The organism is Streptomyces sp. NPDC048255 (genome assembly GCF_040652415.1).
In the GTDB taxonomy this organism is placed as follows: Bacteria; Actinomycetota; Actinomycetes; order Streptomycetales; family Streptomycetaceae; genus Streptomyces.
This window is the reverse complement of sequence record NZ_JBEZMA010000014.1, coordinates 40188-64343: the sequence shown is the minus strand read 5'-3', so window position 1 is coordinate 64343 and position 24156 is coordinate 40188. Positions and strand designations below refer to the sequence as shown.

The window sequence follows — 24156 nt, the reverse complement described above, 5'->3', positions numbered from 1 at the left end:
GATGTGGCGAAGCAGCTCCGGAATGATGTTTCTTCGCTCGCATCTTCGGGACGGGGGGCGTGTGCCCGCATCAGTGCAGCCGTATTTTTTTCTCAGTTATGCGCATACACCGAGATTCGGGGCCGGGGGGCCCGACCCCGACATGTGGGTCGAGCGCCTCTTCCGCGATCTCTGTAGTCACGTCATGGCGCTGACGGACCTGCCCGCCGGATCCGACGCCGGATTCATGGACCGGGAGATACGCAGCGGCGAGGGCTGGTCGGAACGGCTCGGGGCGGCGCTCGCCACCTGCCGGGTCTTCGTCCCCCTGTTCTCGCCGCGGTACTTCGCCAGTGAGATGTGCGGGAAGGAGTGGTTCGCCTTCGCCCAGCGCCTCATCCAGAAGAGCGCCATCAGCAACGAGCCGGCCGAAGCCATCGTGCCCGCCCTATGGGTGCCGGTTCCGCCGTCCCAGCTGCCCGGTCCCGCCGAGCGCCTCCAGTTCAACCACAACACCTTCGGCGAGCGCTACGTCACCGACGGGCTCTACGGGCTGATCAAACTGCGCGGTTACGCCGAGCAGTACGAGCGGGCCGTGTACGAGCTCGCCAAGCGCATCGTCCGGGTCGCCGAGTCCGTCCGCCTGGAATCCACCCGCCCGGTGGACTACCGGGTCGTACCGAGCGCCTTCGGCACGCCCAGCAGCGCCGCCCGCACCCTCCAGGTCACCGTGGCGGCCGCCTCCCGGCACGATCTGCCGGAGGGCCGCAGCCCCGAGTACTACGGGGACAGCGCCCTGGAGTGGAATCCGTACCATCCGGTGTCCCAGCGGCCCATCGCCTCGGTGGCCGAGGACCTGGTCCGGTCGCTCAACTACCGCACGACCATGGCCTCCTTCGACGACGAGGCCGGTCACTTCGACAGCAAGCAGCCGCCGACCCGGCCCGAGATCCTGATCGTCGACCGCTGGGCGGTGGAGGACGAACAGCGCCGTCAGCGCCTCGCGGCCTTCGACCAGGAGTCCCGGCCCTGGATCAACGTGGTCGTGCCGTGGAACCGCTACGACCACCAGAGCCGTGCGAAGGAAGCGGAACTGGCCCAGCGGCTGGAGGAGACCTTGCCCGTCAAGATGAGCCAGGGGCGGGCCGCCTGCCGGGCCGCGGCCAACGGAGTGGCCAACATGGAGACCCTCGGGCAGATCCTTCCGCAGGTGGTCGAGGCCGCCGCCCAGCAGTTCCTCAGACACGCGCAGGTGTACCTCCCGGCCGGCAACACCCATACGGAACGCCCGCGGCTGATCGGGCCGATGGGGATGAGCGGACCGCCCGTACCGCCGCCGGCACCCTTCCCGCCCGACGCCCAGCAGAGATACGCCGACAGCACCGACAGCCACACCGGCACCGACAGCCACGACAGCACCGACAGCACCGACAGCGACGCCAGCAACGACACCGACCGGGGGGACGCGGATGACAGCGAGTCGTGACAGCCGGGACAGCCGTGACGGACGCATCGTCACCTTCTACTCGTACAAGGGCGGCACGGGCCGCACCATGGCGCTGGCCAACACCGCCTGGATCCTCGCCGCCAACGGCAAGCGGGTCCTCGCCGTGGACTGGGACCTGGAGGCCCCGGGCCTGCACCGTTTCTTCCACCCCTTCCTGGACCCCTCCACACTCGGGGCCACCACCGGGGTCATCGACCTGATCAGCGAGTACGCCTGGGCGGCGACCAGCCCGGTGCAGCGCGCCGACGACTGGCACAAGGACTACGCGCGGATCCAGCCGCACGCCGTCTCGCTCACCCCGGAGACCCTCGGCTGGGAGTTCCCGGACGGCGGCACGCTCGACTTCGTCTCGGCGGGCCGGCAGAACCGCGAGTACTCGGCGACCGTCTCCACCTTCGACTGGGACAACTTCTACGACCGGCTCGGCGGCGGCCTGTTCTTCGACGCCTTACGCGCGGACATGAAGCGGAACTACGACTACGTCCTGATCGACAGCCGCACCGGTCTGTCCGACATCGCGGACATCTGCACCGTGCACCTCCCCGACGTCCTCGTCGACTGCTTCACCCTCTCCGACCAGTCCATCGACGGCGCCGCCTCCGTAGCCCGGCAGATCGACGAGCGGTTCAACGACCGCGGCATCAAGATCTACCCGGTCCCGATGCGCATCGACGAGGGCGAGAAGGAGAAGGCGGACGCCGGCCGGGCGCTGGCCCGGATCAAGTTCGACCGTTTCCCCAACGGCCTGGTCGGGGACGAGCTCACCTCCTACTGGGGCGCGGTGGAGATCCCGTACCGCCCCTACTACGCCTACGAGGAGACCCTGGCCACCTTCGGGGACGAGGCCGGGCTCACCAACTCCCTGCTGTCCGCCTTCGAGCGGCTGACGACCGTGGTCACCGAGGGCGAGATCACCTCCATGCCGGCCATCGGCGAGGAGGTCCGGCTGCGCATCCGGGACGCCTTCACCCGGCGCCGCCCCGCCCTGCCCGCCGACCTGTTCCTCTCCTACGTCGCCGAGAACCGGATGTGGGCCGACTGGATCGAGTCGGTGCTCACCCGCGCCGGCTTCCGGGTCGTCCCCAAGGACGTCTCCGCGGAGCAGGTGGCGGGAGCCTCCGCCGGGGACACCCTGGGCGGCGCGGGCATCAGCATCGACACCGCCGCCCGGACCGTGGTGCTGCTCTCCAGCGCCTACCTCAAGTCGGCCCGGGCCGTGGACGTCTGGAACCGGGCGGCCGCCGAGGACCCGACCGGCGGGCGGCGCCAGCTGGTCCCGCTGCGGGTGGGCGACGTACGGCTCGCCACTCCCTACATCGACCGCAATCCGGTGGACCTGTTCCGGCTCGACGAGGTGCACGCCACCACCGCCCTGCTGCGCGCGGTGGAGCGGCCGATGGCCCTGCCCGACAGCGTCAACAGCCCCTCCCAGCCCGGCCCCCGGTTCCCCGGAACCGTCCCGAAGATCTGGAACGCGCCGCCCCGCAATCCCGGCTTCACCGGGCGCAGCATCGTGCTGGAGCGGATGCGCGACCAGCTCGGCGGCGGCATGGCCGTGGTGCTGCCGCAGCCGCAGACGCTCTACGGTCTCGGCGGCGTCGGCAAGACCCAGGTGGCGCTGGAGTACGTGCACCGGTTCATGGCGGACTACGACCTGGTGTGGTGGATCTCCTCGGAGCAGACCGACGACGTGGTCGCGGCCCTCGCGGAGCTGGCCGTGAGGCTGGGCGCGCAGACCGGGGAGGACATGTCGGCGGCCTCGCAGGAGGCGATCGACCTGCTGCGGCGGGGGGTGCCCTCCTCGCGGTGGCTGCTGGTCTTCGACAACGCCGACGATCCGGAGGCCCTGAAGCGGTTCTTCCCGCCGGGCGGGCCGGGCCACGTGCTGGTGACCTCCCGCAACCAGTCCTGGTCGCAGTACGGTGACGCGCTGCCGGTGGACGTGTTCCTGCGGGAGGAGTCCATCGAGCACCTCCAGCGCCGGGCCCCGGGGCTCAGCAAGGACGACGCCGAGCAGGTGGCCGTGGCGGTGGGCGACCTGCCGCTGGCGGTGGAGCAGGCGGGCGCCTGGATCGCGGAGACCGCGACGCCGGTGTCCGCGTACATCGAGCAGCTGGCCCAGCAGGCCGCGCGGGTGCTGGCGCTGAACCAGCCGCCCGGCTACCCGGAGCCGGTGGCCGCCACCTGGAACGTGTCCATAGAGCGGCTCCAGTCCCGGTCCCCCGCCGCCGTGCGGCTGTTGCAGCTGTGCGCCTTCTTCGCGCCCGAGCCGATCTCGGCGAACCTCCTGTACAGCAAGGAGATGATCGACGCGCTGAAGCCGTACGACTCCTCCTTGCAGGAGAAGCTGGTGCTGGGCCGGGTGATCCGGGAGATCGGCCGTTTCGCGCTGGCCAAGGTCGACCAGGTCAGCAACAGCATCCAGGTCCACCGCCTGGTCCAGGCGGTGATCCGGGCGCAGCTGTCGGAGGAGGAGCAGAGCCAGGCCCGGCACGCGGTGCACCGGATCCTGGCGGGTGCCCGGCCGGACGACGACGAGCCGATAGACAACCCGGAGACCTGGCCGCGGTTCAACACGATCTGGCCGCACCTGACCCCGTCCGAGGCCCGCTACTGCAAGGAGCCGGAGACGCGCCGGCTGCTGATCGACCGGGTCCGCTACCTCTGGAAGCGCGGTGACTTCAAGGCGGCGTACGCGCTGGGCGAGGAGCTGCGCGAGGTCTGGAAGGAGACCCTGGGCGACCACGACCTCCAGTACCTCTACCTGCGGTTCCACCTCTCCAACATCCTGCGCTCGCAGGGCCGGTTCGTGGAGGCGATGGAGCTGGACGAGGGAACGCTGGAGCGGCAGCGCAACGCGCTCGGCCCCTCGCACCCGCACACGTACATGACCACGAGCGGTCTGGCGATGGACCTGGGTGCGCTCGGCCGCTACGGCGAGGCGATGGAACTGGCCACGGCCGCGCACGAGGGCTTCGGGCAGATCTTCCACGAGGCGCATCCGCGCACCCTGGCCGCCGCGAACAACCTGGCGCTGAACCTGCGCATGATCGGGCAGTACTCGCGGGCCCGGGAGATCGACCAGGAGGTCTTCGACCGGCGTACGGAGGTGCTGGGCCCGGACCACCCGTACACCCTGTCCTCCGCGCAGAACCTCGCCCGCGACCTGCGCGAGGTGGGCCGGTACGACGACTCGGTGCAGCTGTTGAGCCGGACGTACGAGATCTACAAGCGGCAGCTGGGCCGGGCCTTCCCCGGCACGCTGTCGGCGGCGAAGAACCTGGCGGTGTCGCTGCGGCGGGCCGGTGACCTGGAGGACGCGCTGCGGCTGACGACGGCGACCCGCAACCGCTACCGGGCCAAGTACACCTCGGTCAACCCCGACCTGCTGGCCTGCGAGCTGAACCTGGCCGCGGACCTGTTCGCGACCGGGGACCCGGGGGCGGCGAGGGACCTGGCGCAGGAGGTGGTGGACGAGTACATGAAGGTGCCGGGCGAGCGGCACCCGTACACCCTGGCCGCCCTGAACAACCTGGCGGTCTTCCACTGGGGCACGGGCGCGGCCGACACGGCGGACCCGATGCTGCGGCAGGTGATCCTGCTGATGCGGGACGTGCTGGGCGACAACCACCCACACACCATCTTCGCCCACCTCAATCTGGCCAACGCCCGGGCCGACCTGGGCGATCCGGAGGGTGCGCTGGAGCTGGAGCGGCTCGCGGTGCGGCGGCTGCGCGAGGCCCTGGGGGCGCACCACCCCGAGACCCTGGCCAGCGCCTCCAACATGGCGGTCAGCCTGGACATGATGGGCCGCAAGGAGGAGGCGGCCCGGGTGCGTTCCGAGGCGGTGTCCGAGCTGACGCGACTGCTCGGCGAGGAGCACGGGCTGACCCGCTTCGCCCGCGACGAGCGGCGGGTCCACCGCGACCTGGAGCCCCTCGCCGTGTGATCCGACCGCGGGCGGCGGGGGCCTCGCCACAGCGGGGTCCCCGCCGCCCGCCACCCGACAGCAGGGGGGCGCTGTGACCGACAGCATGACCTTTCGCAACGAGGACCTGCCGGCCCTCTTCCACCACACCGACCAGGCGGCGATCTCCCGGCAGCGGGAGTCCACCCAGGCCACCCGCGCCCAGCTGATGCTGCTGGTCGCGGCCGCGGCCGCCGCCGCACTGCCCGCGGGGCCGCAGCTGGGCTCGCTGCGGCTGTTCGGGCTGCTCAGCGTGCTCGCGTACACCGGGGTGCTGGCCGTGGGCGTACGGGCGACCAGGCGCCGGGCCCGCCCGCAGTGGCAGCTCAACCGCAGTGCGGCGGAGTTCATCAAGTCCCTGGCCTGGCGGTACGCCGTGCACGGGGCGCCCTTCGGCAGTGACGCGGGCGGCGCGGAGTCGACGTACCGCACCCGGCTGGAGGCGGGGCTGGACGAGCTGCGCAAGATGGGCTGGGAGGATCCGCGGGCCGCCGGGCAGGTGCCGGAGGGCGGGGAGATCACCGGCGCGATGCAGCGGCTGCGCGGGCTGGACTACCAGGTGCGGCGGGAGACGTACGTCCGGGACCGGCTGATCGAGCAGCGCAACTGGTACCGGCGGCGGACGGAGGTGTCCCGGCGGGCGACGACCGTGTGGTCGTGGACGATCGTGCTGCTGACCTGCCTGGCCCTGCTGTTCGCCCTGTTCGGGGCGCTCGGCTCGGGTCCGGGGCCGAAGCTGACGGGCCTGCTCAGCGCGGCCGCGGCGGCCGGCATCGCCTGGAACGAGGTGCGCCGCCACCATCCGCTGATCGAGGCGCACACGCTGATCGAGCAGGACCTCGCGGCGATGATGGTCGTCATGCAGACGACGATCACCGAGTCGCAGTGGCCGTCGGCGGTCTACGAGACGGAGCGGTACGTGTCCCCGCAGCACACGGACTGGCTCGCGCGGCACAGCAGTTGACGGTGATTCAGGTGGAGGTGTGGCCCGGGCTCCCGGGATTCAGTCCCGGGTCACGCCCTCGCGCCAGATGACGGTGACCGGCTTGCCGAGCGCCCGCGCGTAGGCGACGATCTCGCCGGTGCCGCCGTGCCCGCGGGCGGGCAGTCCGTCCCAGACGGCGACGAGCCGGTCGCAGGAGTCGGCGATGTAGGTGCCGGCGGCATAGTAGGCCTCGTCCGTGGAGCGGGCGAAGTCCATCCGGACCTCCTGGGCGGCCCGGTGCCTGAGCCCCCGGTAGCGGGCCAGGGCCGCGGCGTCCTCGAAGGTGCCTTCGTAGTCCCCGCTGGGGATCACCACGGTGAGGTCGGCGCCGTACTCCAGCGCGATGACGGCGAACAGCTGGTCGGCTCCCTCCGCGAGGCTGGAGAAGGCCTCCAAGGGCCCCTGGTGACCGCCCAGTACGGCCCGCAGGGCGTCCTCCACATGGCCGAGCACCTCGCCCGGAATGAACCGGTGCCCGGTCACGCCGATGCGCTTCATACGGAAACCTGCCTCCCCCGTGGACACGGTCACCCTGGACATCCTCCCAGAAGGCGGGAGGACGTCCAGGGGTACGGCGGGGGCGCGTGGGTCACGGTCAGTAGACGCTGACCCCGTAGGCGTTGAGGGCCTCCACGACGGGCTGGAAGAAGGTGGTGCCGCCCGAGGAGCAGTTGCCGCTGCCGCCGGAGGTGAGGCCGACCGCGCGGGTGCCGGAGTAGAGCGGGCCGCCGCTGTCGCCGGGCTCGGCGCAGACGTTGGTGCGGATCATGCCGTAGACGATGTCGCCGCCGCCGTAGTTGACGGTGGCGTTGAGGCCGGTGACCCGGCCGCTGTGGGTGCCGGTGGTGGATCCGCGCCGGGTCACGGACATGTTGACCGTCGCGTTCACGGCGCTGGTGATGTCCTGGCCGCCGACGGTGCCCGGCGGGACCGGCGTGTTGCTGGCGTACTTGATCAGGCCGTAGTCGTTGGTCGGGAAGCTGGATCCGGTGGTGGAGCCGAGCACGGTGGTGCGGGCGGAGTTGGTCCACCAAGTGCCGGCGCCGTCGGTGCAGTGCCCGGCGGTCAGCGCGTAGTAGTTGCTGCCGCTGCGCACGTTGAAGCCGAGCGAGCAGCGCCAGCTCGACGCGTAGATGGCGTCGCCGCCGGAGGCCAGCTTGGTCAGTTTGCCGGGGGTGCGCTCGATGCGCAGGGCCGAGGCGTTGCTGCCGGCCTCGCGCTTGATTCTCGTGATGTCCGCGGCCGAGACCGTGGAGTCGGCGGTGACCACGAGGGTCCCGGTGGCGGGGTCGGTGTGCCAGGCGGTGCCCGCGACGTCGGCGCGCAGGACGGACGCCCCGGCCGAGGCGAGCCGGTCGGCGCCGAGTCCGCCGTCGGGCGTGTCCGCGCTCGCCGCGGTGGGGGCGGCGAGCGCTGCGACGGCGGCCAGGCCGGTGGCCGCCGCGAGCAGCCTGGTACGGGTGATGCGCTTGATCCTCACTTCTCGTCCTCCTGGAGAGGGGTATGGGGCCCGGCGGATGTGGGGGTGCCGCAGCCCGTGAGGCGCAGCCGGGGGCACGACCGGCGCATGAGTTTTGGCCGTGCCCCTGACAAGCGCTGTCGGGAGTGTCCTGTCGTCAGATACCGGTCGCAAGGGCGTCTTTCAGCCGTCGCTCGCCCGCCGCGACCTCGAAGGGCAGTGTGTTGCCGGGCGGGGGGAAGGGGCAGATGAAGTGGTCCGCGAAGGCGCAGGGCGGCAGAAGGGCCCGGTTGAAGTCCACGGTCACCGCACCCGACGCGTCCGGGGTCCCGGGCCTCAGGAAACGGAACCGGTAGCTCGAGCGCCCGCCGGTGGCATCGCCGAAGACGGCCCAAAGGCTGCCGTCCTCCTCGTCGACGGCGGCCTGGAGGGTGTGCTCGACGCCCTCGAAGCGGAACCCGAGTTCGCCGCCGAGACCGAGGCCGCGGGCCCGCCCGTCGGCGTTCTCCACCTGGACGGTCCGGTCCTCGCCGTACGGCCGGAAGTGCCCCGGCAGCGCGAATGCGGGATCGTAGGGGGTCGCCTCGATGCCGGTGAAGGCCGCGCGGGCCTTGGAGTCGGGGTCGAAGACGCGTACCGCCCACTCGCCCTCGCGCCGGATGACCACGAGCCGCGTCCGCCCGGCTTCGAGCCGGGAGTGCGCGGGCGGGGCCCCGTCGGAGGCGAGTACGGCGTCACCGGTGAAGGGCTCGCCGTCGAGGCGGATCCCGTCCTCGGCGGCGGCGGAGAGGGCCACCCCGCCCTCGGTGGCGCGCCAGCGCCCCGGAACGGCCGGAATTCGACCTTCCGGGTAATCGGCGAGCCAGTGGGTGCCGGTCAGCGCGAGGGGGCCGTAAGGGGCGGACACGGTGGCCACCCGGTGCTCGTGCCATTTCCGCCAGGCGGCGGGCGGATCGTCTGCGTCATCGCTCATGCCGCTCAACCCTTCCACACCGGTCCGGACGGGAATCCCGGCGTACGCCGTCCGGACCTGCGGAATCCGACCGTGCCTCAGCAGTCGCAGCCGCAGTTGCAGTCGCAGCAGCCGCCGCCGTCGCCGCCACCGCCGCCACTGCCCCCGCTGCCGCCGGTCGGGGCGGAGTTCGGCTGACAGCAGTTGCAGCACTCGCAGGCCTCGCACCACGCGTCGCGCTTCTTGCGGGACCAGGGGCCCTCGTGGTCGCTGCAGCAGATCTGGCAGGTGCAGAAGAGGCCGATGGCGACGGCGCAGCCGGCCAGCAGCCCGCGGCGCGGCTTCTGACCGCCGGGCCCGCCGTGACCGCCGTGACCGCCGGGCCCGCCGTGACCGCCTCCGTGGCCGCCGCTACCGCCTCCGTGACCGCCGCCGCCGGGACCCCACGGGCCGCCCGGGCCCACGGGCGGCGGAGCCGCCGGACCGCCGGGAGCGGGCTGCCCGTACGGGTTCCCGCCGTAGGGGCCGCCCTGGCCGTACGGGGCGCCGTTGCCGTACGGAGTGCCGTTGCCGTACGGAGCGCCGTTGGGGTACGGGGCGCCGTTGGGGTACGGGGCGCCCTGGCCGTACGGGTTGCCCGCGTACGGGTCGTACCCCTGCGGCTGTCCGCCCCCCTGGCCGGCCGCGTTCGTCACGCCGTGCCGGCAGGTGCCGGTCCCGAAGGCCCGGTCCACCGAGGTGCGCAGCTCGTGCACCAGCAGCCGGTGGGCGAGGCCGGAGTCGGCGAACTCCACCTCGGCCAAGGCCAGCCTGATGCCCTGGAGGGCGTCGTCGCACAGCCTCCTGGCCTCGGTGAGGGAGGTGCCGGTGGCGGTGAGCGGGTTCCAGGCGCCCGCCTCGGCGTCGGCGGCCTGGTCCTCCACGGCGTCCAGCAGGTGCGCGAGACGGCCGAAGTACCGGCCGGCCTCCGCCAGCGCGGGGCCGTTGCCTGGCCGTCCCGCGAGGACCGAGGTATGCGCGAAGGCGGCGGCCGTCGCCGTCTCCGTCGGCTCGGTGACCACGAGCACGGGCGTGCCGAGGCCGGCCAGCGTCTCGATGCCCCCTTGCCGGTCCACGGCGTCCACGAGCACCGCGGTGTCGAAGCCGAGCGAGGCCCCGGTACGGGCTCCGGCCCGGTCCCAGCCGCGGGCCACCTTGCGGGCCGCCATGGCGATGGGGGCGCGGGCCAACAGCCCGTCCCGGTCCGCGACGTGGTCCCGCACCTTCGCGGAGGCCAGCACGAGCGAGACGGCGGCGGCGAGCCGCGCGCCCTCGCCGTTGGCCACCGGGGCGGTGCGCATCCCGCGCAGTGGACAGGGTCCGGCGGTGCGCCGGGAGCCGGGAGCCGGTCCCGACTGAGCCTCCGTCAGAACGGAGACGAGCAGCCCGTCGTAGTTGGTGACGATCCTGGCGAACTGGCCGTGGTCACCTCGAAGTGCCAGGCACAGCCCGCACAGATGGGCCATCCACTCCGCCTTGAACCGTTCGCCCAGCCGGTGCGTGCAAGGTCTGACTATGCCGAACAAACCGCTTCCCCCGTGTGTCGTGCGCGTGCCTGCCGGGCATCGTACCGACCCCCGCCACTCACCCGTACGCCCCCGCCGGTCACCCGGACGGAGGCGCCGGTCGTATTTTCACTCAGTCAGCAGTGGTAGCTGCCAGGACCCTTGACCGTGCAACGGATGTTCTGCACCAGTACCGTCACGAAACCCCTGCGCGGCGACTATCCACTTGGCGCGTTGTCAGCATCATGGACGACCATAGGGGCAGCGGAGAGAAGACAGACTGACCGCGTTGAAAGGAGGCGTCCATGGGTTCGGTGCGCAAGGCGAGTGCCTGGCTGGGTCTCGTGGAAGACAGCGACGACGAGCGTTACTACGACGACGACTACGCGGAGCCGGCCCAGGGTTCGGTGGCCGGCCCCGGCGAGCAGTGGGTGACCGACCCGCGGGTCCGGGTCGCCTCCGAGTCCGCCGTGGAGCAGGGGCGCCGCATCGCTACGGTCACCCCGGACGGCTTCCGTGACGCGCGCGGCATCGGCGAGCTGTTCCGCGAGGGCGTCCCGGTGATCGTGAACCTGTCGTCGATGGACCCGGGCGACGCGAAGCGCGTGGTCGACTTCGCGGCCGGCCTGACCTTCGGGCTGCGCGGCTCGATCGAGCGGGTGGCGACCAGAGTCTTCCTGCTGACCCCGGCCGACACCCAGATCGTGAGCGGCGAGCCCGGCGGCCGTTCGCGCGACTTCTTCAACCAGAGCTGAGCAGGGCTCTCACCGGAAGGCGTCGAGCCCGGTGAGCGCCTTGCCCAGCACCAGTTGGTGCATCTCGACGGTGCCCTCGTAGGTGAGGACCGATTCGAGGTTGGTGGCGTGCCGCATGACGGGGTATTCGAGGGAGATCCCGTTGGCACCCAGGATGGTCCGCGCGGTGCGACAGATCTCGATGGCCTCGCGGACGTTGTTGAGCTTGCCGAAGCTGATCTGCTCCGGCCGCAGGGTGCCCGCGTCCATCCGCCGGCCCAGGTGGTGGGCGAGCAGGATGCCCTTGTGGAGTTCCAGGGCCATGTCAGCGAGTTTGGCCTGGGTGAGCTGGAAGCCGCCGATGGGCCTGCCGAACTGCTCCCGCGTCTTCGCGTAGTCGAGCGCGGACTCGAAACTGGCGCGCGCCGCGCCCATGGAACCCCAGACGATCCCGTACCGCGCGTGGCTGAGGCAGCCGAGCGGCCCCTTCAGCCCGGTGACACCCGGAAGCACCGCGTCCGCGGGCAGCCGTACGTCGTCCATCACCAGCTCGCTCGTCACGGACGCCCGCAGCGACCACTTGTGCTTGATCTCGGGCGCGGAGAACCCGGCGCTGTCGGTGGGCACCGCGAACCCCCGGATCCCCTCGTCGGTCTGCGCCCACACGACGGCGACGGCGGCCACCGAGCCGTTGGTGATCCACATCTTGCGCCCGTTCAGCACCCAGTCGCCGCCGTCGCGCTTGGCGTACGTCCGCATCGCGGCGGGGTCCGATCCCACGTCGGGCTCGGTCAGCCCGAAGCAGCCGATCAGCTCGCCGGCCGCCATGCCGGGCAGCCAGCGCTGCTTCTGCTCTTCGGAGCCGTACTTCCAGATCGCGTACATGGCCAGCGACCCCTGTACGGAGACCAGCGAACGGATCCCGGAGTCGGCGGCCTCCAGCTCCAGGCAGGCCAGCCCGTACTGCACGGCGCTGGCGCCCGCGCACCCGTAGCCGGTGAGGGACATTCCGAGCGCCCCGATCGCCCCGAGCTCCCGGGCCAGCTCCCGGATCCCGGGCAGCTCGCCGCTCTCGTACCACCCGGCGATGTGCGGCAGCACCCGGTCGGCGGCCCAGCCGCGGACGGTGTCGCGGATGGCGAGGTCCTCGGGTCCGAGCAGCTCGTCGAGCCCGAGCGGATCGGTGGGTACGAATGACGGCACGAAGGGCCTCCCGGCGGCATGAGACGGTCGGTGCGGCGCGGTTCCCGCACTGCGCCGCCGACGCTAGACGCCGAATTCCCCACGCGTCCACCCCCACCAGCGACGGAGCCCCGGCCAATTCCAGCCCCGCCGACGTTTGAGGCGCGGGGACCGGCCGATTCCAGCCCCGCCGGCGTTTGAGGCGCGGGGTCCGGGGTGGAGCCCCGATCTTTCAGCCCCGCCGGCGTTTGAGGCGCGGGGTCCGGGGCGGAGCCCCGGGTGGGTGCGGGGGTCAGCCCGCGTGTTCCACCCGGCTCGGGCAGGGATCCCCGGTGGCCTGCGCGGGCAGCGCCACGGCCCCGCCCTCACCCTCGGCCGACACCTCGCACTCCATCGCCCGCGGCAGCTTCAGCGCCATCACGGCCCCCGCGAGCAGCAGCGCCGCGCTCACCACCAGCGTCACGTGCAGGCCTTGCACGAACGAGTGCCGGGCCGCGGCGTAGAGGGACTCCCCCGCGGCTCCGCCGAGGTGCGCGGCGATCTGGTAGGCCTCGCCCAGAGAGTTCGCGGCGCCGGCCGAGTCGGCCTCCGAGACCCCGGCGACGTGCGCGAGCCCCGGCGCGTAGGCGGCGTTCATCACGCTGCCCAGCAGGGCGATGCCCATGCCCGCGCCGAGCTGGTACGAGGTCTCGCCGATCGAGGCGGCGGCGCCTGCGGTGGCCGCGGGGGCCTCGCTCAGCATGGACTCGTACGCGGCGAAGAGCGTGGTCTGGAGCCCGAAGCCGAGCAGGACGAAGCCGACGGTGAGCAGTACGGGCCGGTCCTGCTGGCCCATGAGCGTCAGCAGGAGCACGGCGAACGCGGTGAGCACGAAGCCCAGCGAGACCATCGTGCGCGGGCCGATCCTGGCCAGGGTGTAGGAGCCGGTGGCGCCGGCGGCCATGGCGGCGAAGGTGAGCGGCAGCAGCCGCAGGCCGGTCTCCAGCGGGCTGAGGTGCAGCACGAGCTGGAGGTACTGGACGGCGATCAGCTCCAGGCCGACCAGCGCCAGCATGGCGAGCACGATGCAGCCGACGGAGGTCGTGAAGGCGGCGCGGGAGAACATCCGCATGTCGATCAGCGGGTGCGCACGCCGCTTCTGCCGCCGTACGAAGAGGATCAGCAGGGCCACGCCGAGCATCAGCGGGACCAGTGCCTCGGCGTCGAGGAGCTGCCGTTCGGCGCCCAGCCGCTTGACCCCGAGCACGGCGCCGAGCACGCCGGCGGCGGCCATCAGCGCGCCGGTGACGTCCCACGGCCCGTCGGAGGTGCCCTTCGACTCGGGCAGCAGCCAGCGGCCCAGCGGCAGGATCAGTGCCATCAGCGGGATGTTGATGAGGAAGACGGAGCCCCACCAGTAGTGCTGGACGAGGAAGCCGCCGAGTACCGGTCCGCTGGCGGCGCCGACGGCGGCGACGGCGGTCCAGATGCCGATGGCGAGGGCGCGCTCGCGCCGGTCGGGGAAGACCTGGCGCAGGATCGACAGGGTGGCCGGCATGATCATCGCGCCGCCGATGCCGAGCAGGGCGCGGGCGGCGATCAGTACCTGGGCGTTGTCGGCGAGGGCGGCGAGGGCCGAGGCCACGCCGAAGAGTCCGTAGCCGAGGAGGAGGATCCGGCGGCGGCCGACCCGGTCGCCGAGGGTGCCGAAGAGGATCAGCAGTGCGGCGCAGACCAGCGGGTAGGCGTCGACGATCCACAGGAGTTCGATGGAGCCGGGGCGCAGGTCCTCGGTGACGGAGGGGACCGCGACGTGCAGGATCGTCGCGTCGAGCGCGACGAGGACCAGGCTGACGCACAGGACCGCCAGGACGACCCAGCGGTTGGTCCCGCCGGAGGCCGCGGTGATCCGCTGCCAGGGGGAAGGGTTCCTGTCGCCGGTCACGTTCGTCCCCGACATGCATGTACCTCCCAGGTGATCCCTCGCACTCGGCGGACCAGCGTCTTGTGGAGCCACGGGGGTGGTGCGCTGTGCGGCTTCCTACGGGGTCCGGCATCGACACGCGAGTGAGCGATCAGCGTACGCGAGTTCGCCTGACCGATACGTGGTCAAGCTCTCATCCCGGCGGCGGCCGCCGTGTGGTGTGCGCCACTCTTCCCACGTCTGCCCTCCCCCCACGTACACGCGCGCTCACGGCGCGTGGTTCTCGGACCCGCTGCGGGCCCCGCCACCGATAATCATGCCCGTGAAAGATCTTGGATTGCGCCGGGCCGCACCCGCGCTGGCCGTCTTCGCGGCGGTCCGGCTGCTCGGGCTGACCGTGCTCGGCGCGTGGGGGGCGGCGGCGGGCAGCAGCCCGCACACGCTGCTGTCGGCCCGCTGGGACTCGCTCTGGTACGCCCGCATCGCCGCGGAGGGGTACGGGTACGAGGTGGTCCTCCCGAACGGGCACGTCCACTCGAACCTGGCCTTCTTCCCGCTGCTGCCCTGGCTGGAGCGGCTGGTGGCGGCCGTGACCGGGCTGTCGTACGGCTCGGCCGGCCTGGTGGTGTCGGCGGTCGCGGGGCTCGCGGCTGCCTGGGGGATCTTCGCGGTGGCCGATCTGCTCCACGGCCGCCGGGCCGGGGTGCTGGCGGTCGCCGCCTGGGCCGCGCTGCCCGTCGGGATCGTGCAGTCGATGGCGTACAGCGAGTCGCTGTTCACCGCCCTGGCCGCGTGGGCCCTGTACGGGGTACTGCGCGGCCGGTGGCTGACGGCGGGGCTGCTCGCGGCCGGCGCGGGGCTGACCCGCCCGGTCGGTGCCGCGGTGGTCGCGGCGGTGTGGGTGGCGGCGGTGCTGGCGTGGCGGCGCGGGGAGCGGTCCTGGTGGAAAGGGCCCGGAGGGGGCGCCCTCGCCGCGGGCGTGCTGCTGGCGCCGATGGGTGCGGCGGCGTACGTGCTGTGGGTCGGCGCGCGGACGGGCGGCGGGCTGCTCGGCTACCTGGACGTGCAGGCCGGCTGGGGCAACGGCTTCGACGGGGGCTGGGCCTTCGGCCGGTTCATCGGGGCGAAGCTGGCCTCCCCGGCCTTCGCGGCCGGGGCCGGTCTGCTGCTGGGGGTCGCGCTGGTGCTGTGGCTCTACTGGCTGTGCGTACGGCAGCGGCAGCCGGCGGCGCTGCTCGTGTACTGCGGGATCGTCGTGGCCCTCGCGCTGTGCGCGTCCGGGTACTTCGGCTCGAAGCCCCGGCTGCTGCTGCCGGCCTTCCCGCTGCTGCTGCCGGCGGCGGTGGCCATGGCCCGCTGGCGGACCCGGCGGGCGGCCCTGGTGCTGGGCGCGGCGGCCCTGGTGTCGGCGCTCTACGGGGCGTTCTGGCTGAACGGCTCGGGGCCTCCGTAGCCGGGGGCGCGGACCCGACATAACGGAATTGATCATTCCCTCCATCTTTCAGCAAAGGAATTGACCTGCGGCAATAAAGTCGGGGTAAGTGTGCGAAATAATTGCCGGGACAGCGGATCAGAAACGGTCCAACAGCAGTGGAAATGCCGGGAATTAACTCCCGCGTGAGACGAACTCCACATCACATGGTCATCACAAAGCCCGCGATTCGCCCGGGCCGACCAGCAGTGGGCGGTAACGTCGATTGAGTGCGTACCGACCAAATCCTGACCCGTCTGGAGCGGGTGTTCGCCCGGCTGGACCGGGAACCAGAGCGACCGGCTCATCTGCAAACCCCGCAGATGAGCCGGCACCGCGTCGTGCTCCTCGGATCGACCCTCGTGTTCTACCTCGCCATCGTGGTGGCCGTACTGACCACGTCCTGGCTCGTCCGGCTGGACTGGCAGATCATGTTCTTCCGGCCCTACGAGCAGTGGCCGCAGCTGCACGCCTTCCTCGACTACCTCGTCGTCCTGGGCCAGCGCGGACCCACCGCCGTCATGGTCGCGGCCTGGCTCGGCTGGCGCTCGTGGCGCCAGCACACCCTCCGCCCGCTGATCACCCTCGGCGTGGCCCTGCTCCTGCTCAACGTCACCGTCGGGGCCGTAAAGCTCGGCCTCGGCCGGCTCGGCCCGCACTACGCCACCGAGATCGGATCCGCCGAACTCTTCGCCGGCGGCGATATATTCCCTTCCGGCCACACCGCCAACGCCGTCGTGACCTGGGGAATCCTGGCCTACCTGGCTTCCACCGTGGTCACCCGGCGGGTGCTGTCCGTGGTGTCCGCGGTCGTCTCCCTGAGCGTCGGCGCCACCACCGTGTACCTCGGCACCCACTGGGTCAGCGACGTCCTGCTCGGCTGGTCCGCGGGTCTGCTGATCCTGCTGGCGCTGCCCTGGTTCGAGCCGCTCATCGCCCGCGCGGAGGCGTACGTCTTCGAGCTGCGCGAGCTGCTGCGCCGCCGGGCCGAGACCGGGCGGATGCCCGCGCCGGTCGCCGTCGCGCTCACCCCCCTGCTCTCCGCGGGCGGCAAGTGGCAGCTCCAGCGCGTCCCCGAGGCCGCCGCGGAGCCTGCCCCCGCGCCCGCCGCGCTGCCCGCCGCGACCGCCCCGGGAGGCGTCCTCACCGCGCACTCCCCGGCGCCCCGGCCCGCCGCGCTGCTGTCCGGCCGGCCGCACGTGATCCGGTCCGAGCGGACCCCGGCCACCCCGGCCGGCAGCCGCCGCCCGGCCCACGTCGAGCGGCCCGCCGCCGCGCGGGGGACGGCGGCTGCCGCCCGCCCGGCCACCGGCGGCTGAACCACCTCCGCGGGGCGGTACGCACAGCCTCACCCCGCGGCGCGCACGAGGCCCAGGCGGGCCGGGTCACCCACCCGGCCCGCCTTCGCCGTTCCCGCGGCCGCGCCCGCGGGACGTCAGCGGCGCGCCCGGACGTTCGTCCGTCCCGGGTCACACTTGTGTCACGGGATGTCGACAACTTCCGGCCGCCCGGCCCTGTGCGGTGTATTCATTTCCGGAACCCCCGCACCTCCGGCTCGAAGGCTCTTTGGAATTTCCCCCGAGGGGGCTCGAATTCCGTCGGAGATTTCCACCAGCCGCCTGGACCAGACCAGATGAATCCCCCTCAGATTCGTCACATGTCCTTCACCGTTACGGGCTCCACCGCCCGCGTCAGGAGATCCCTCGCGGCCCGGATCCGGTCGGTCAGCTCCGGCGGCTCGACGACTTCGAACTCACAGCCGAGCAGCATGACATGAATCACCAGAACGTCCAGGTTCACCGCCCCGGTGCGCAACAGACAGCTCTGCGCGTCGACGGGCTCCAGGGCCCCGTCGCTCGGCCCGATGACCCCTGCCGCCTCCTCCGCCGAAACCTTCAGCCGCAGCACCGCCCGGGCTGCGTACGCCTGCTGCGCCACCCCGCGCGAGACGTAGGCCGCGAGGTCCTCGGCCGGTGGCGGGCGCGGGGTGAACCGCGGGCCGTGCGGCGGTCTCGGCTCGATCCGGTCGGCGCGGAAGGTCCGCCACGCCTCCCGGTCCAGGTCCCAGGCGACCAGGTACCAGCGCCGCTCGGTGCAGACCAGCCGGTGCGGCTCCACGGCGCGGCGGGTGGCCTCGCCCTCGTGGTCCCGGTAGGCGAAGCGCAGCCGCTCGCTGTCGCGGCAGACGGCGGCCAGCTCGGTCAGCACCGACGGGTCCACCGCGGACCGCTCCGCCCCGCGCAGCATCGGCACGGTGAACTCGTTCAGCGCGGAGACCCTGCGCCGCAGCCTCGACGGCAGCACCTGCTCCAGCTTGGCCAGGGCCCGTACGGAGGCCTCCCCGATCCCCTCGACCCCGTTCCCGGCGGCGGTCCGCAGCCCGACGGCCACCGCCACGGCCTCGTCGTCGTCCAGCAGCAGGGGCGGCAGCTCGGCCCCGGCCCCCAACTGGTAGCCGCCGCCGGTACCGGGACTGGCGTGCACCGGGTACCCCAGCTCCCTCAGCCGGTCCACGTCCCGCCGGACCGTACGCGCGGTCACCCCGAGCCGCTCCGCGAGATCGGCCCCGGTCCAGTCGCGATGGGCCTGCAACAGGGACAGCAGGCGGAGGAGTCGTGCGGAGGTCTCGAGCATGCCAGCAGTGTGCCGGGTGCCTGACCGACAGCCGCTCCACCCCCCGCCGCCATGGCCGAGGGCCCGGACCGGCAAATCCCGGCCCGGGCCGCCGAATCCGGCCCCGCCGGCGCCAAGGCCCGGGGCCCGGACCGGCAAATCCAGCCCCGCAGCCGCACCCCAATCCAGCCCCGCCTCCATTTAAGGCCGCGGCCCGGGGCAATCCAGCCCCGCCGGCATTTGAGGCGCGAGGCCCGGGGCGGAGCCCCGGCAACGCCGCCCCACCCAATCCACCCCCGCCGGCGTTTGAGGCGCGGGGCCCGGGGCGGAGCCCCGGCAACGGCGCCGCACCCAATCCAGCCCCGCCGGCGTTTGAGGCGCGGGGCCCGGGGCGGAGCCCCGGGAACGGCGCCGCACCCGGACGAGTGAGCCGCCCCGCCCTCAGCCAGCCGGAGCCGACGCAGGCGCGGGCGCCGGCGCAGCCGGATCCGCAGGGGCCGGCACCGGCGCCGCGCCCGGCGGCAAGGGCAGTGCCGGATCCACCGCCGGCAACGACAGCAACAGCCCCACCGCGATCGCCCCCGGCCGCTCCCCGATCACCTCCCGGTTCGCCGCGTACAGCGCCTGCCACCCGCCCTTCACCCGCCGCGTCCGCGCGATCGACACCAGCGTCTCCCCGCCCCGCACCACGTGCATCCGCCCCGCCAGCCCGTACCTCTTCGAGCAAGCCGGCCACGCGTCCCACCCCTGCGTGGCGAGCACCTCCTCCGCCACCCGGATCTGCTGCTCCCGGCTCGCGAGATCGGCCCGCGGCGCGAAGCGCAGACCGCCGTACTCCTCCCAGGTCGGCTGCCAGAACTGCAGGCCTCCGTACAAGCCGTTCCCCGTGTTGACGGCCCACCGGCCGCTGCTCTCGCAGTCGGCCACGCAGTCCCAGGGCCACTGCCCGCCCGGCCCGCAGTCCCCCGGCCCGGTCCCGATCAGGCCCGGCGAGCCGGGGTGCGCGGCCCCGGCCGGCCCGGGCGCGGGCGGCGGCGGAGCCGCGGCTGCCGCACCGGCGGGGAGTACGAGGGCCAGTACGGCGGCGGCCGCGGCTCCGGCGGCCCGCAGGTTCCGGAGGCAGGGCATCGGGTCACGCTACGCAGCCCCCGCCGCCCTCTCGGCCCGCCACGCGGCGCGCCGCCGCGCCCCACCCGGTCGGCCGACCTGCGGGCCACCGCCAAACGGCCATCGGCGGCCACCAACTGCGCACAAGCAGAAAAGAGTTGCCACAAAACAACGCGCCGGTCGGACCGTTCACCCTCCCGGGGGCCAGGTTCGATTCCGTTCCCTCCAACGGCGTGACCCCGGCCGCCACTTTCCCGTTGATCCCGGCGAGCCGGGAACACCCCGGCCCCCGCACCTATGCCGAGGAGCCACCCCGTGCCGCGCATGCTCGACGTCAGTGATGAGGTACGTGCCGAGATCGGTGACGATGAAGCCGAGAGGCTGCTCGTCGGCGAGGGCGCGCCGCGCAGTTACGACTGCACCTCCTGCCGCACCCCTGGCGACCCGGAGAACGACCCCACCAGCACCGTGCTGTTCGTCGGCGAGGAGACCGCCGTCCTCGCCTTCGCCCACGCCACCTGCATCCCCTCGCAGGTCGTCTCCGTCTCCGAGGAGCAGCTCCAGGGCGCGGTCCGCAGCATCACCGGCGACAGCCCGGCTCCGTCGGTGCCCGCCCCCGGCGAGGGCCCGCAGAACGTGCCCGGCGGCCAGGCCGTCCTCGGCATCACGAGCGGACTGATCCTGATCGACGGCGCGCTGCACCCCGCCCTGGTCGTCGAGCCGACCGCGCCGATCGCGCGCCCCGGCACCACCGGCCCGGGCGACGACTTCCTGCCGCTCCTCATCGAGCAGGGCTTCATCCCGGTCACGGACACCGCCGAGCTGCCCTCCCCGCTGAACGGCTGGTCGGTCCTCCTCGCCGCCGGCCAGCTGCACGCCGTACTGCAGCCGGGCACCGACGGCGGCAGCCCCGTCGCCTGGTGGCAGGCGCACCAGGCGCTGTCGGTCACCGACGGCTGGCGGGCCGCCGTCAACAAGACCCAGCGGGTCCTCATCTACGCCGCGCCCGTCGGATCCATCGGCCAGCAGCCCCGCGAGGACCTGCTGCGCGACGCGCTCGACAAGGCCGCCGCCGGGGGCAAGCTCGTGGCCGCCTCGATGCCGCTGGCGGGTACGCCGGCCGCCTGACCCCCTCTTCCCGGGGGCTCGGTTCCCCTCCGGGGCGCCTGTTGCCGACTCGTGGGGCCCGCACCCCTTCGGCTCATTCGCCCCTGCCCGAGCTGCCGCCGGGCCTCCCGCCAGGGAGCCCGGCGGCGTGCGCCGGGGGTGCGCGGTCCGTCCCGCGCACCCCCGGCGATCTGCGTTTTCGCCCCGGTCACCCCGCATCCGCAGGGCGACGGTTTCGTTGGCTGATACGTGCATTCATACGACTCCTCCCGCGCCCCGTCCTTTCCGAGCACCGTCCCCCCGATGCGCCCCTCACGGGACCGGGACAGCGCTCCGGCCGCCTCGCACACCCCGATCTACGACACGCTGTACTCGGAGTACCTGCGCGCCTTCCGGGCCCTGCCGGGCGACCGGACGGGCGAGGAGGGCCTCGGCTTCACGGCGTTCTCGTACGGGGGCACGTACGGCGCCGGCGGATCCTCGTACGGCGGCGGGACCGGGAGCGGGTGGAACGGTTCGGCATGGCAGCAGAGCGACAGCTGGCAGCCCTCGTACACCCCGCAGCCGTCGTACTCCTACGCCTACGCCGGGCAGGGCGCCGAGAGTCCCGGATACACGAGCGGGCGGCAGAACCAGACCGGGATGCAGCACATCCCGGCGGCTCTGCCGCCCGCTCCGCGCCGGGGCTACTGACCCCGCGCCGGACTACTTCTTCTTGTGCTGGGCGCCGCGCTTCTCGCGCACCCGCACCGAGATGTGGATCGGAGTGCCCTCGAAGCCGAACTCCTCGCGCAGCCGGCGCTCGATGAAGCGCCGGTAGCCGTGCTCCAGGAAGCCGGAGGCGAAGAGGACGAAGCGCGGCGGCTTGCTGCCCGCCTGGGTGCCGAACAGGATGCGGGGCTGCTTGCCGCCGCGGATCGGGTGCGGGTGCGCGGCGACGACCTCGCCGAGGAAGGCGTTCAGGCGGCCGGTGGGGACGCGCGTCTCCCAGCCCGCGAGGGCGGTCTCGATCGCCGGGACCAGCTTCTCCATGTGGCGGCCGGTGAGCGCCGAGACGTTCACCCGCGGGGCCCAGGAGACCTGCTGCATCTCGGTCTCGATCTCACGCTCGAGGTAGTAGCGGCGCTCCTCGTCGAGCTCGTCCCACTTGTTGTAGGCGATCACGATGGCGCGGCCGGCCTCGACGGCCATGGTGATGATGCGCTGGTCCTGGACACTGATCGTCTCGGTGGTGTCGATCAGGATGACCGCGACCTCCGCCTTCTCGACGGCCGCGGCCGTGCGCAGGGAGGCGTAGTAGTCGGCGCCCTGCTGGAGGTGCACCTTCTTGCGGATGCCCGCGGTGTCGACGAACTTCCAGGTGATGCCGCCGAGCTCGATCAGCTCGTCGACCGGGTCGCGGGTGGTGCCGGCCAGCTCGTTGACGACGACACGGTCCTCCTTCGCGACCTTGTTGAGCAGCGAGGACTTGCCGACGTTCGGGCGGCCGATCAGCGCGATGCGGCGCGGGCCGCCGGGGGCGGCGGCGCCGAAGGTCTGCGCGGGGGCCTCGGGGAGGGCTTCGAGGACGGCGTCGAGCATGTCGCCGGTGCCGCGGCCGTGCAGCGAGGAGACGGGGTGCGGCATGCCGAGGCCCAGCGACCACAGGGAGGCCGCGTCGGACTCCCCGCTCTGGCCGTCGACCTTGTTGGCGCACAGGACGACGGGCTTGCCGGCCTTGCGCAGCAGCCGGACGACGGCCTCGTCGGTGTCGGTGGCGCCCACCTTGGCGTCCACGACGAAGACGACCGCGTCGGCGGCCTCGATGGCGTACTCGGCCTGGGCGGCGACGGAGGCGTCGATGCCGAGGACGTCCTGCTCCCAGCCGCCGGTGTCGACGACCTTGAAGCGGCGGCCGGCCCACTCGGCCTCGTACGTGACGCGGTCGCGGGTGACGCCGGGCTTGTCCTCGACGACCGCCTCGCGGCGGCCGATGATCCGGTTCACCAGGGTCGACTTGCCGACATTGGGCCGGCCGACGACGGCGAGTACGGGCAGCGGGCCGTGGCCCGCCGCCTCGATCGCGCCTTCGACGTCCTCGATGTCGAAGCCCTCTTCCGCGGCGAGCTCCATGAACTCCGCGTACTCGGCGTCGCCAAGTGCTCCGTGGTCGTGCTGGTCGTTCATGAAGTCCGTTCCTCGTCGTTCGTGGTGATCGGTGGCACCCGCGCAGCGCGGTTCCACTACTAGGTCAAGTCTCGCTCAGCGCCCGGTGAGGCGCTTGGCATCGGCCAGGTGGGCGGTCAGCCGGTCCTGGATGCGTACGGTGGCCTGGTCCAGCGCGGTACGGGTCCGGCGGCCGGTGCCGTCCCCGGCGTCGAAGGCCGAGCCGAAGACGACGTCGACCCGGCTCTTGAGGGCGGGCAGGCCCTTGACGACCCGCCCGGGGGTGTCGCCGCTGCCCAGGACGGCGACGGGCACGATCGGCGCGCCGCTGCGGACCGCGAAGTACGCGAGCCCGGCGCGCAGCGAGGCGAAGTCGCCCTCGCCCCGGGTGCCCTCCGGGAAGATCCCCAGGGCCCCGCCGTTCTCGAGCACCCCGAGGGCGCGGCCTATCGCCGTCCGGTCGGCGCCGCTGCGGTCCACCTTGACCTGCCCGATCCCTTCGAGGAAGGGGCCGAGCGGGCCGACGTAGGCTTCCTTCTTGATCAGGAAGTGCAGCGGCCGCGGGGCGGTGCCCATCACCATCGGGCCGTCTATGTTGTGCGAGTGGTTCACGGCGAGGATCACGGGGCCCGCGGCGGGCACCCTCCAGGCTCCCAGTACGCGCGGTTTCCACAACCCGTACATGAGCCCGATGCCGATGCGCCTGCCGACCGCCGCACCCTTGCGGGAGGGCGCTTCACTCACTTGCGGTCCGCTTCTCCTCGACCAAGGTCACGACGCACTCGATGACCTGGTCGAGGGTGAGCTCGGTGGTGTCGACCTCGACGGCGTCGCCGGCCTTGGCCAGCGGGGAGGTCTTGCGGCCGGAGTCGGCCGCGTCGCGCTTGATCAGGGCTTCCTTGGTGGCGGCCAGGTCGGCGGCCTCCTTGCCGCGGAGCTCGCCGCTGCGGCGGGCGGCGCGGGCCTCGGCGGACGCCGTCAGGAAGATCTTGAGGTCTGCGTCGGGCAGGACGGTGGTACCGATGTCCCGGCCCTCGACGACGATCCCGCCGTCGGTCTCCGCCGCCTCGGCGGCGATGGAGCGCTGCAGCGCGGTGATGAGGGTGCGCACCTCGGGGACGGCGCTGACGGCGCTGACCTTGGAGGTGACCTCCTGGGTGCGGATGGGACCGGCGGCGTCCAGGCCGTCCACGGTGATCGTGGGGGCGGCCGGGTCGGTGCCCGAGACGATGGCCGGCTTGCCCGCGGCGACCGCGATGGCCTGCGGGTCGTCGGTGTCGACGCCGTTGCTGATCATCCACCAGGTGATGGCCCGGTACTGGGCACCGGTGTCCAGGTAGCGCAGCCCGAGCTTGGCGGCCACGGCCTTGGAGGTGCTGGACTTGCCCGTGCCGGAGGGACCGTCGATGGCGACGATCACGGCGGACGGAGCTGCGGTTTCCACGGTGCGGGCACCTTCCTGGTTGCGCGTACGTGTCCGGGCGCGCGAAAACGCCCCTGC

At 72.7% G+C, this 24156-nt stretch carries 19 protein-coding genes; 8 read left to right on the top strand and 11 right to left on the bottom strand.

What is annotated here, in order from left to right; genetic code table 11:
- The first annotated feature begins 25 nt into the window (after window positions 1–25).
- From AB0D94_RS14375 to AB0D94_RS14365, 3 genes are all read left to right on the top strand, one after another.
- The gene (locus AB0D94_RS14375) at window positions 26–1465 is read left to right on the top strand and encodes a TIR-like protein FxsC (RefSeq protein WP_362051120.1); all 1440 of its coding nucleotides are present in this window, start codon (window positions 26–28) and stop codon (window positions 1463–1465) included.
- Window positions 1449–5435: an FxSxx-COOH system tetratricopeptide repeat protein gene (gene fxsT, locus AB0D94_RS14370; RefSeq protein ID WP_362050942.1), complete on the top strand. Its 3987-nt coding sequence runs from the start codon at window positions 1449–1451 to the stop codon at window positions 5433–5435. Before AB0D94_RS14375 ends, fxsT begins: the two co-directional genes overlap by 17 nt.
- Before the next feature lie 85 nt (window positions 5436–5520).
- The gene (locus AB0D94_RS14365; RefSeq protein WP_362051118.1) at window positions 5521–6417 is read left to right on the top strand and encodes a DUF4231 domain-containing protein; all 897 of its coding nucleotides are present in this window, start codon (window positions 5521–5523) and stop codon (window positions 6415–6417) included.
- Window positions 6418–6456: 39 nt separating this feature from the next.
- Here the strand turns inward: AB0D94_RS14365 and AB0D94_RS14360 are convergent, their stop codons facing one another.
- From AB0D94_RS14360 to AB0D94_RS14345, 4 genes are all read right to left on the bottom strand, one after another.
- Window positions 6457–6936, bottom strand: a complete 480-nt coding sequence (locus AB0D94_RS14360; RefSeq protein WP_362050939.1) for a hypothetical protein — start codon at window positions 6934–6936, stop codon at window positions 6457–6459.
- A gap of 97 nt (window positions 6937–7033) precedes the next feature.
- Complete coding sequence (locus AB0D94_RS14355; RefSeq protein WP_362050936.1) at window positions 7034–7918, bottom strand: S1 family peptidase; 885 nt, start codon at window positions 7916–7918, stop codon at window positions 7034–7036.
- Window positions 7919–8054: 136 nt separating this feature from the next.
- A complete protein-coding gene (locus tag AB0D94_RS14350) occupies window positions 8055–8870 on the bottom strand; it encodes a DUF1684 domain-containing protein (RefSeq protein ID WP_362050933.1) in 816 nt (271 codons plus the stop codon).
- 77 nt (window positions 8871–8947) lie between these two features.
- Window positions 8948–10414: a DUF5685 family protein gene (locus AB0D94_RS14345; protein ID WP_362050930.1), complete on the bottom strand. Its 1467-nt coding sequence runs from the start codon at window positions 10412–10414 to the stop codon at window positions 8948–8950.
- A 284-nt stretch (window positions 10415–10698) separates the two neighbouring features.
- Here AB0D94_RS14345 and sepF point away from each other — a divergent pair, with 284 nt between their 5' ends.
- Window positions 10699–11148, top strand: coding sequence for a cell division protein SepF (gene sepF, locus AB0D94_RS14340; RefSeq protein WP_362050927.1), 450 nt, complete (start codon window positions 10699–10701; stop codon window positions 11146–11148).
- 9 nt (window positions 11149–11157) lie between these two features.
- Here sepF and AB0D94_RS14335 read toward each other — a convergent pair whose 3' ends face one another.
- Together AB0D94_RS14335 and AB0D94_RS14330 are read right to left on the bottom strand one after the other, a co-directional pair.
- The gene (locus AB0D94_RS14335; RefSeq protein WP_362050924.1) at window positions 11158–12330 is read right to left on the bottom strand and encodes an acyl-CoA dehydrogenase family protein; all 1173 of its coding nucleotides are present in this window, start codon (window positions 12328–12330) and stop codon (window positions 11158–11160) included.
- A gap of 271 nt (window positions 12331–12601) precedes the next feature.
- On the bottom strand, window positions 12602–14248 hold the full coding sequence (locus tag AB0D94_RS14330) for an MFS transporter (RefSeq protein ID WP_362050921.1): 1647 nt from the start codon (window positions 14246–14248) through the stop codon (window positions 12602–12604).
- Between the two features lie 286 nt (window positions 14249–14534).
- Between AB0D94_RS14330 and AB0D94_RS14325 the strand changes: the two genes are divergently transcribed.
- Both AB0D94_RS14325 and AB0D94_RS14320 read left to right on the top strand, forming a co-directional pair.
- Window positions 14535–15665, top strand: a complete 1131-nt coding sequence (locus AB0D94_RS14325) for a glycosyltransferase family 39 protein (RefSeq protein WP_362050918.1) — start codon at window positions 14535–14537, stop codon at window positions 15663–15665.
- Window positions 15666–15913: 248 nt separating this feature from the next.
- On the top strand, window positions 15914–17002 hold the full coding sequence (locus AB0D94_RS14320) for a phosphatase PAP2 family protein (RefSeq protein WP_362050915.1): 1089 nt from the start codon (window positions 15914–15916) through the stop codon (window positions 17000–17002).
- Between the two features lie 334 nt (window positions 17003–17336).
- Here the strand turns inward: AB0D94_RS14320 and AB0D94_RS14315 are convergent, their stop codons facing one another.
- Window positions 17337–18317, bottom strand: coding sequence for a YafY family protein (locus AB0D94_RS14315; RefSeq protein ID WP_362050912.1), 981 nt, complete (start codon window positions 18315–18317; stop codon window positions 17337–17339).
- Between the two features lie 420 nt (window positions 18318–18737).
- Entirely contained in the window at window positions 18738–19424 is a 687-nt protein-coding gene (locus tag AB0D94_RS14310; protein ID WP_362050909.1) for a transglycosylase family protein, read from the bottom strand.
- Between the two features lie 294 nt (window positions 19425–19718).
- On the opposite strand from AB0D94_RS14310, the gene AB0D94_RS14305 reads away from it, so the two are divergent.
- Both AB0D94_RS14305 and AB0D94_RS14300 read left to right on the top strand, forming a co-directional pair.
- Window positions 19719–20531, top strand: coding sequence for a hypothetical protein (locus tag AB0D94_RS14305; RefSeq protein ID WP_362050906.1), 813 nt, complete (start codon window positions 19719–19721; stop codon window positions 20529–20531).
- A gap of 282 nt (window positions 20532–20813) precedes the next feature.
- The gene (locus AB0D94_RS14300) at window positions 20814–21203 is read left to right on the top strand and encodes a hypothetical protein (protein ID WP_362050903.1); all 390 of its coding nucleotides are present in this window, start codon (window positions 20814–20816) and stop codon (window positions 21201–21203) included.
- 12 nt (window positions 21204–21215) lie between these two features.
- On the opposite strand, the gene der is transcribed toward AB0D94_RS14300, so the two are convergent.
- The 3 genes from der to cmk all read right to left on the bottom strand — a co-directional run bounded on the left by der (window position 21216) and on the right by cmk (window position 24099).
- Window positions 21216–22676 (bottom strand): ribosome biogenesis GTPase Der, encoded by a 1461-nt coding sequence (der, locus tag AB0D94_RS14295; protein ID WP_362050900.1) that lies wholly within the window; start codon window positions 22674–22676, stop codon window positions 21216–21218.
- Between the two features lie 75 nt (window positions 22677–22751).
- Window positions 22752–23399 (bottom strand): lysophospholipid acyltransferase family protein, encoded by a 648-nt coding sequence (locus tag AB0D94_RS14290; RefSeq protein WP_362050897.1) that lies wholly within the window; start codon window positions 23397–23399, stop codon window positions 22752–22754.
- Window positions 23392–24099: a (d)CMP kinase gene (gene cmk, locus AB0D94_RS14285; RefSeq protein ID WP_362050894.1), complete on the bottom strand. Its 708-nt coding sequence runs from the start codon at window positions 24097–24099 to the stop codon at window positions 23392–23394. The genes AB0D94_RS14290 and cmk overlap by 8 nt, the downstream gene beginning before the upstream one ends.
- Window positions 24100–24156 lie beyond the last annotated feature (57 nt).

Coding starts and splice junctions, on each gene's coding strand:
- AB0D94_RS14375 (WP_362051120.1), top strand. CDS start 26: ATGTTTCTTCGCTCGCATCTTCGGGACGGGGGGCGTGTGCCCGCATCA.
- fxsT (WP_362050942.1), top strand. CDS start 1,449: ATGACAGCGAGTCGTGACAGCCGGGACAGCCGTGACGGACGCATCGTC.
- AB0D94_RS14365 (WP_362051118.1), top strand. CDS start 5,521: ATGACCTTTCGCAACGAGGACCTGCCGGCCCTCTTCCACCACACCGAC.
- AB0D94_RS14360 (WP_362050939.1), bottom strand. CDS start 6,936: ATGAAGCGCATCGGCGTGACCGGGCACCGGTTCATTCCGGGCGAGGTG.
- AB0D94_RS14350 (WP_362050933.1), bottom strand. CDS start 8,870: ATGAGCGATGACGCAGACGATCCGCCCGCCGCCTGGCGGAAATGGCAC.
- sepF (WP_362050927.1), top strand. CDS start 10,699: ATGGGTTCGGTGCGCAAGGCGAGTGCCTGGCTGGGTCTCGTGGAAGAC.
- AB0D94_RS14330 (WP_362050921.1), bottom strand. CDS start 14,248: ATGTCGGGGACGAACGTGACCGGCGACAGGAACCCTTCCCCCTGGCAG.
- AB0D94_RS14315 (WP_362050912.1), bottom strand. CDS start 18,317: ATGCTCGAGACCTCCGCACGACTCCTCCGCCTGCTGTCCCTGTTGCAG.
- AB0D94_RS14310 (WP_362050909.1), bottom strand. CDS start 19,424: ATGCCCTGCCTCCGGAACCTGCGGGCCGCCGGAGCCGCGGCCGCCGCC.
- AB0D94_RS14300 (WP_362050903.1), top strand. CDS start 20,814: ATGCGCCCCTCACGGGACCGGGACAGCGCTCCGGCCGCCTCGCACACC.
- der (WP_362050900.1), bottom strand. CDS start 22,676: ATGAACGACCAGCACGACCACGGAGCACTTGGCGACGCCGAGTACGCG.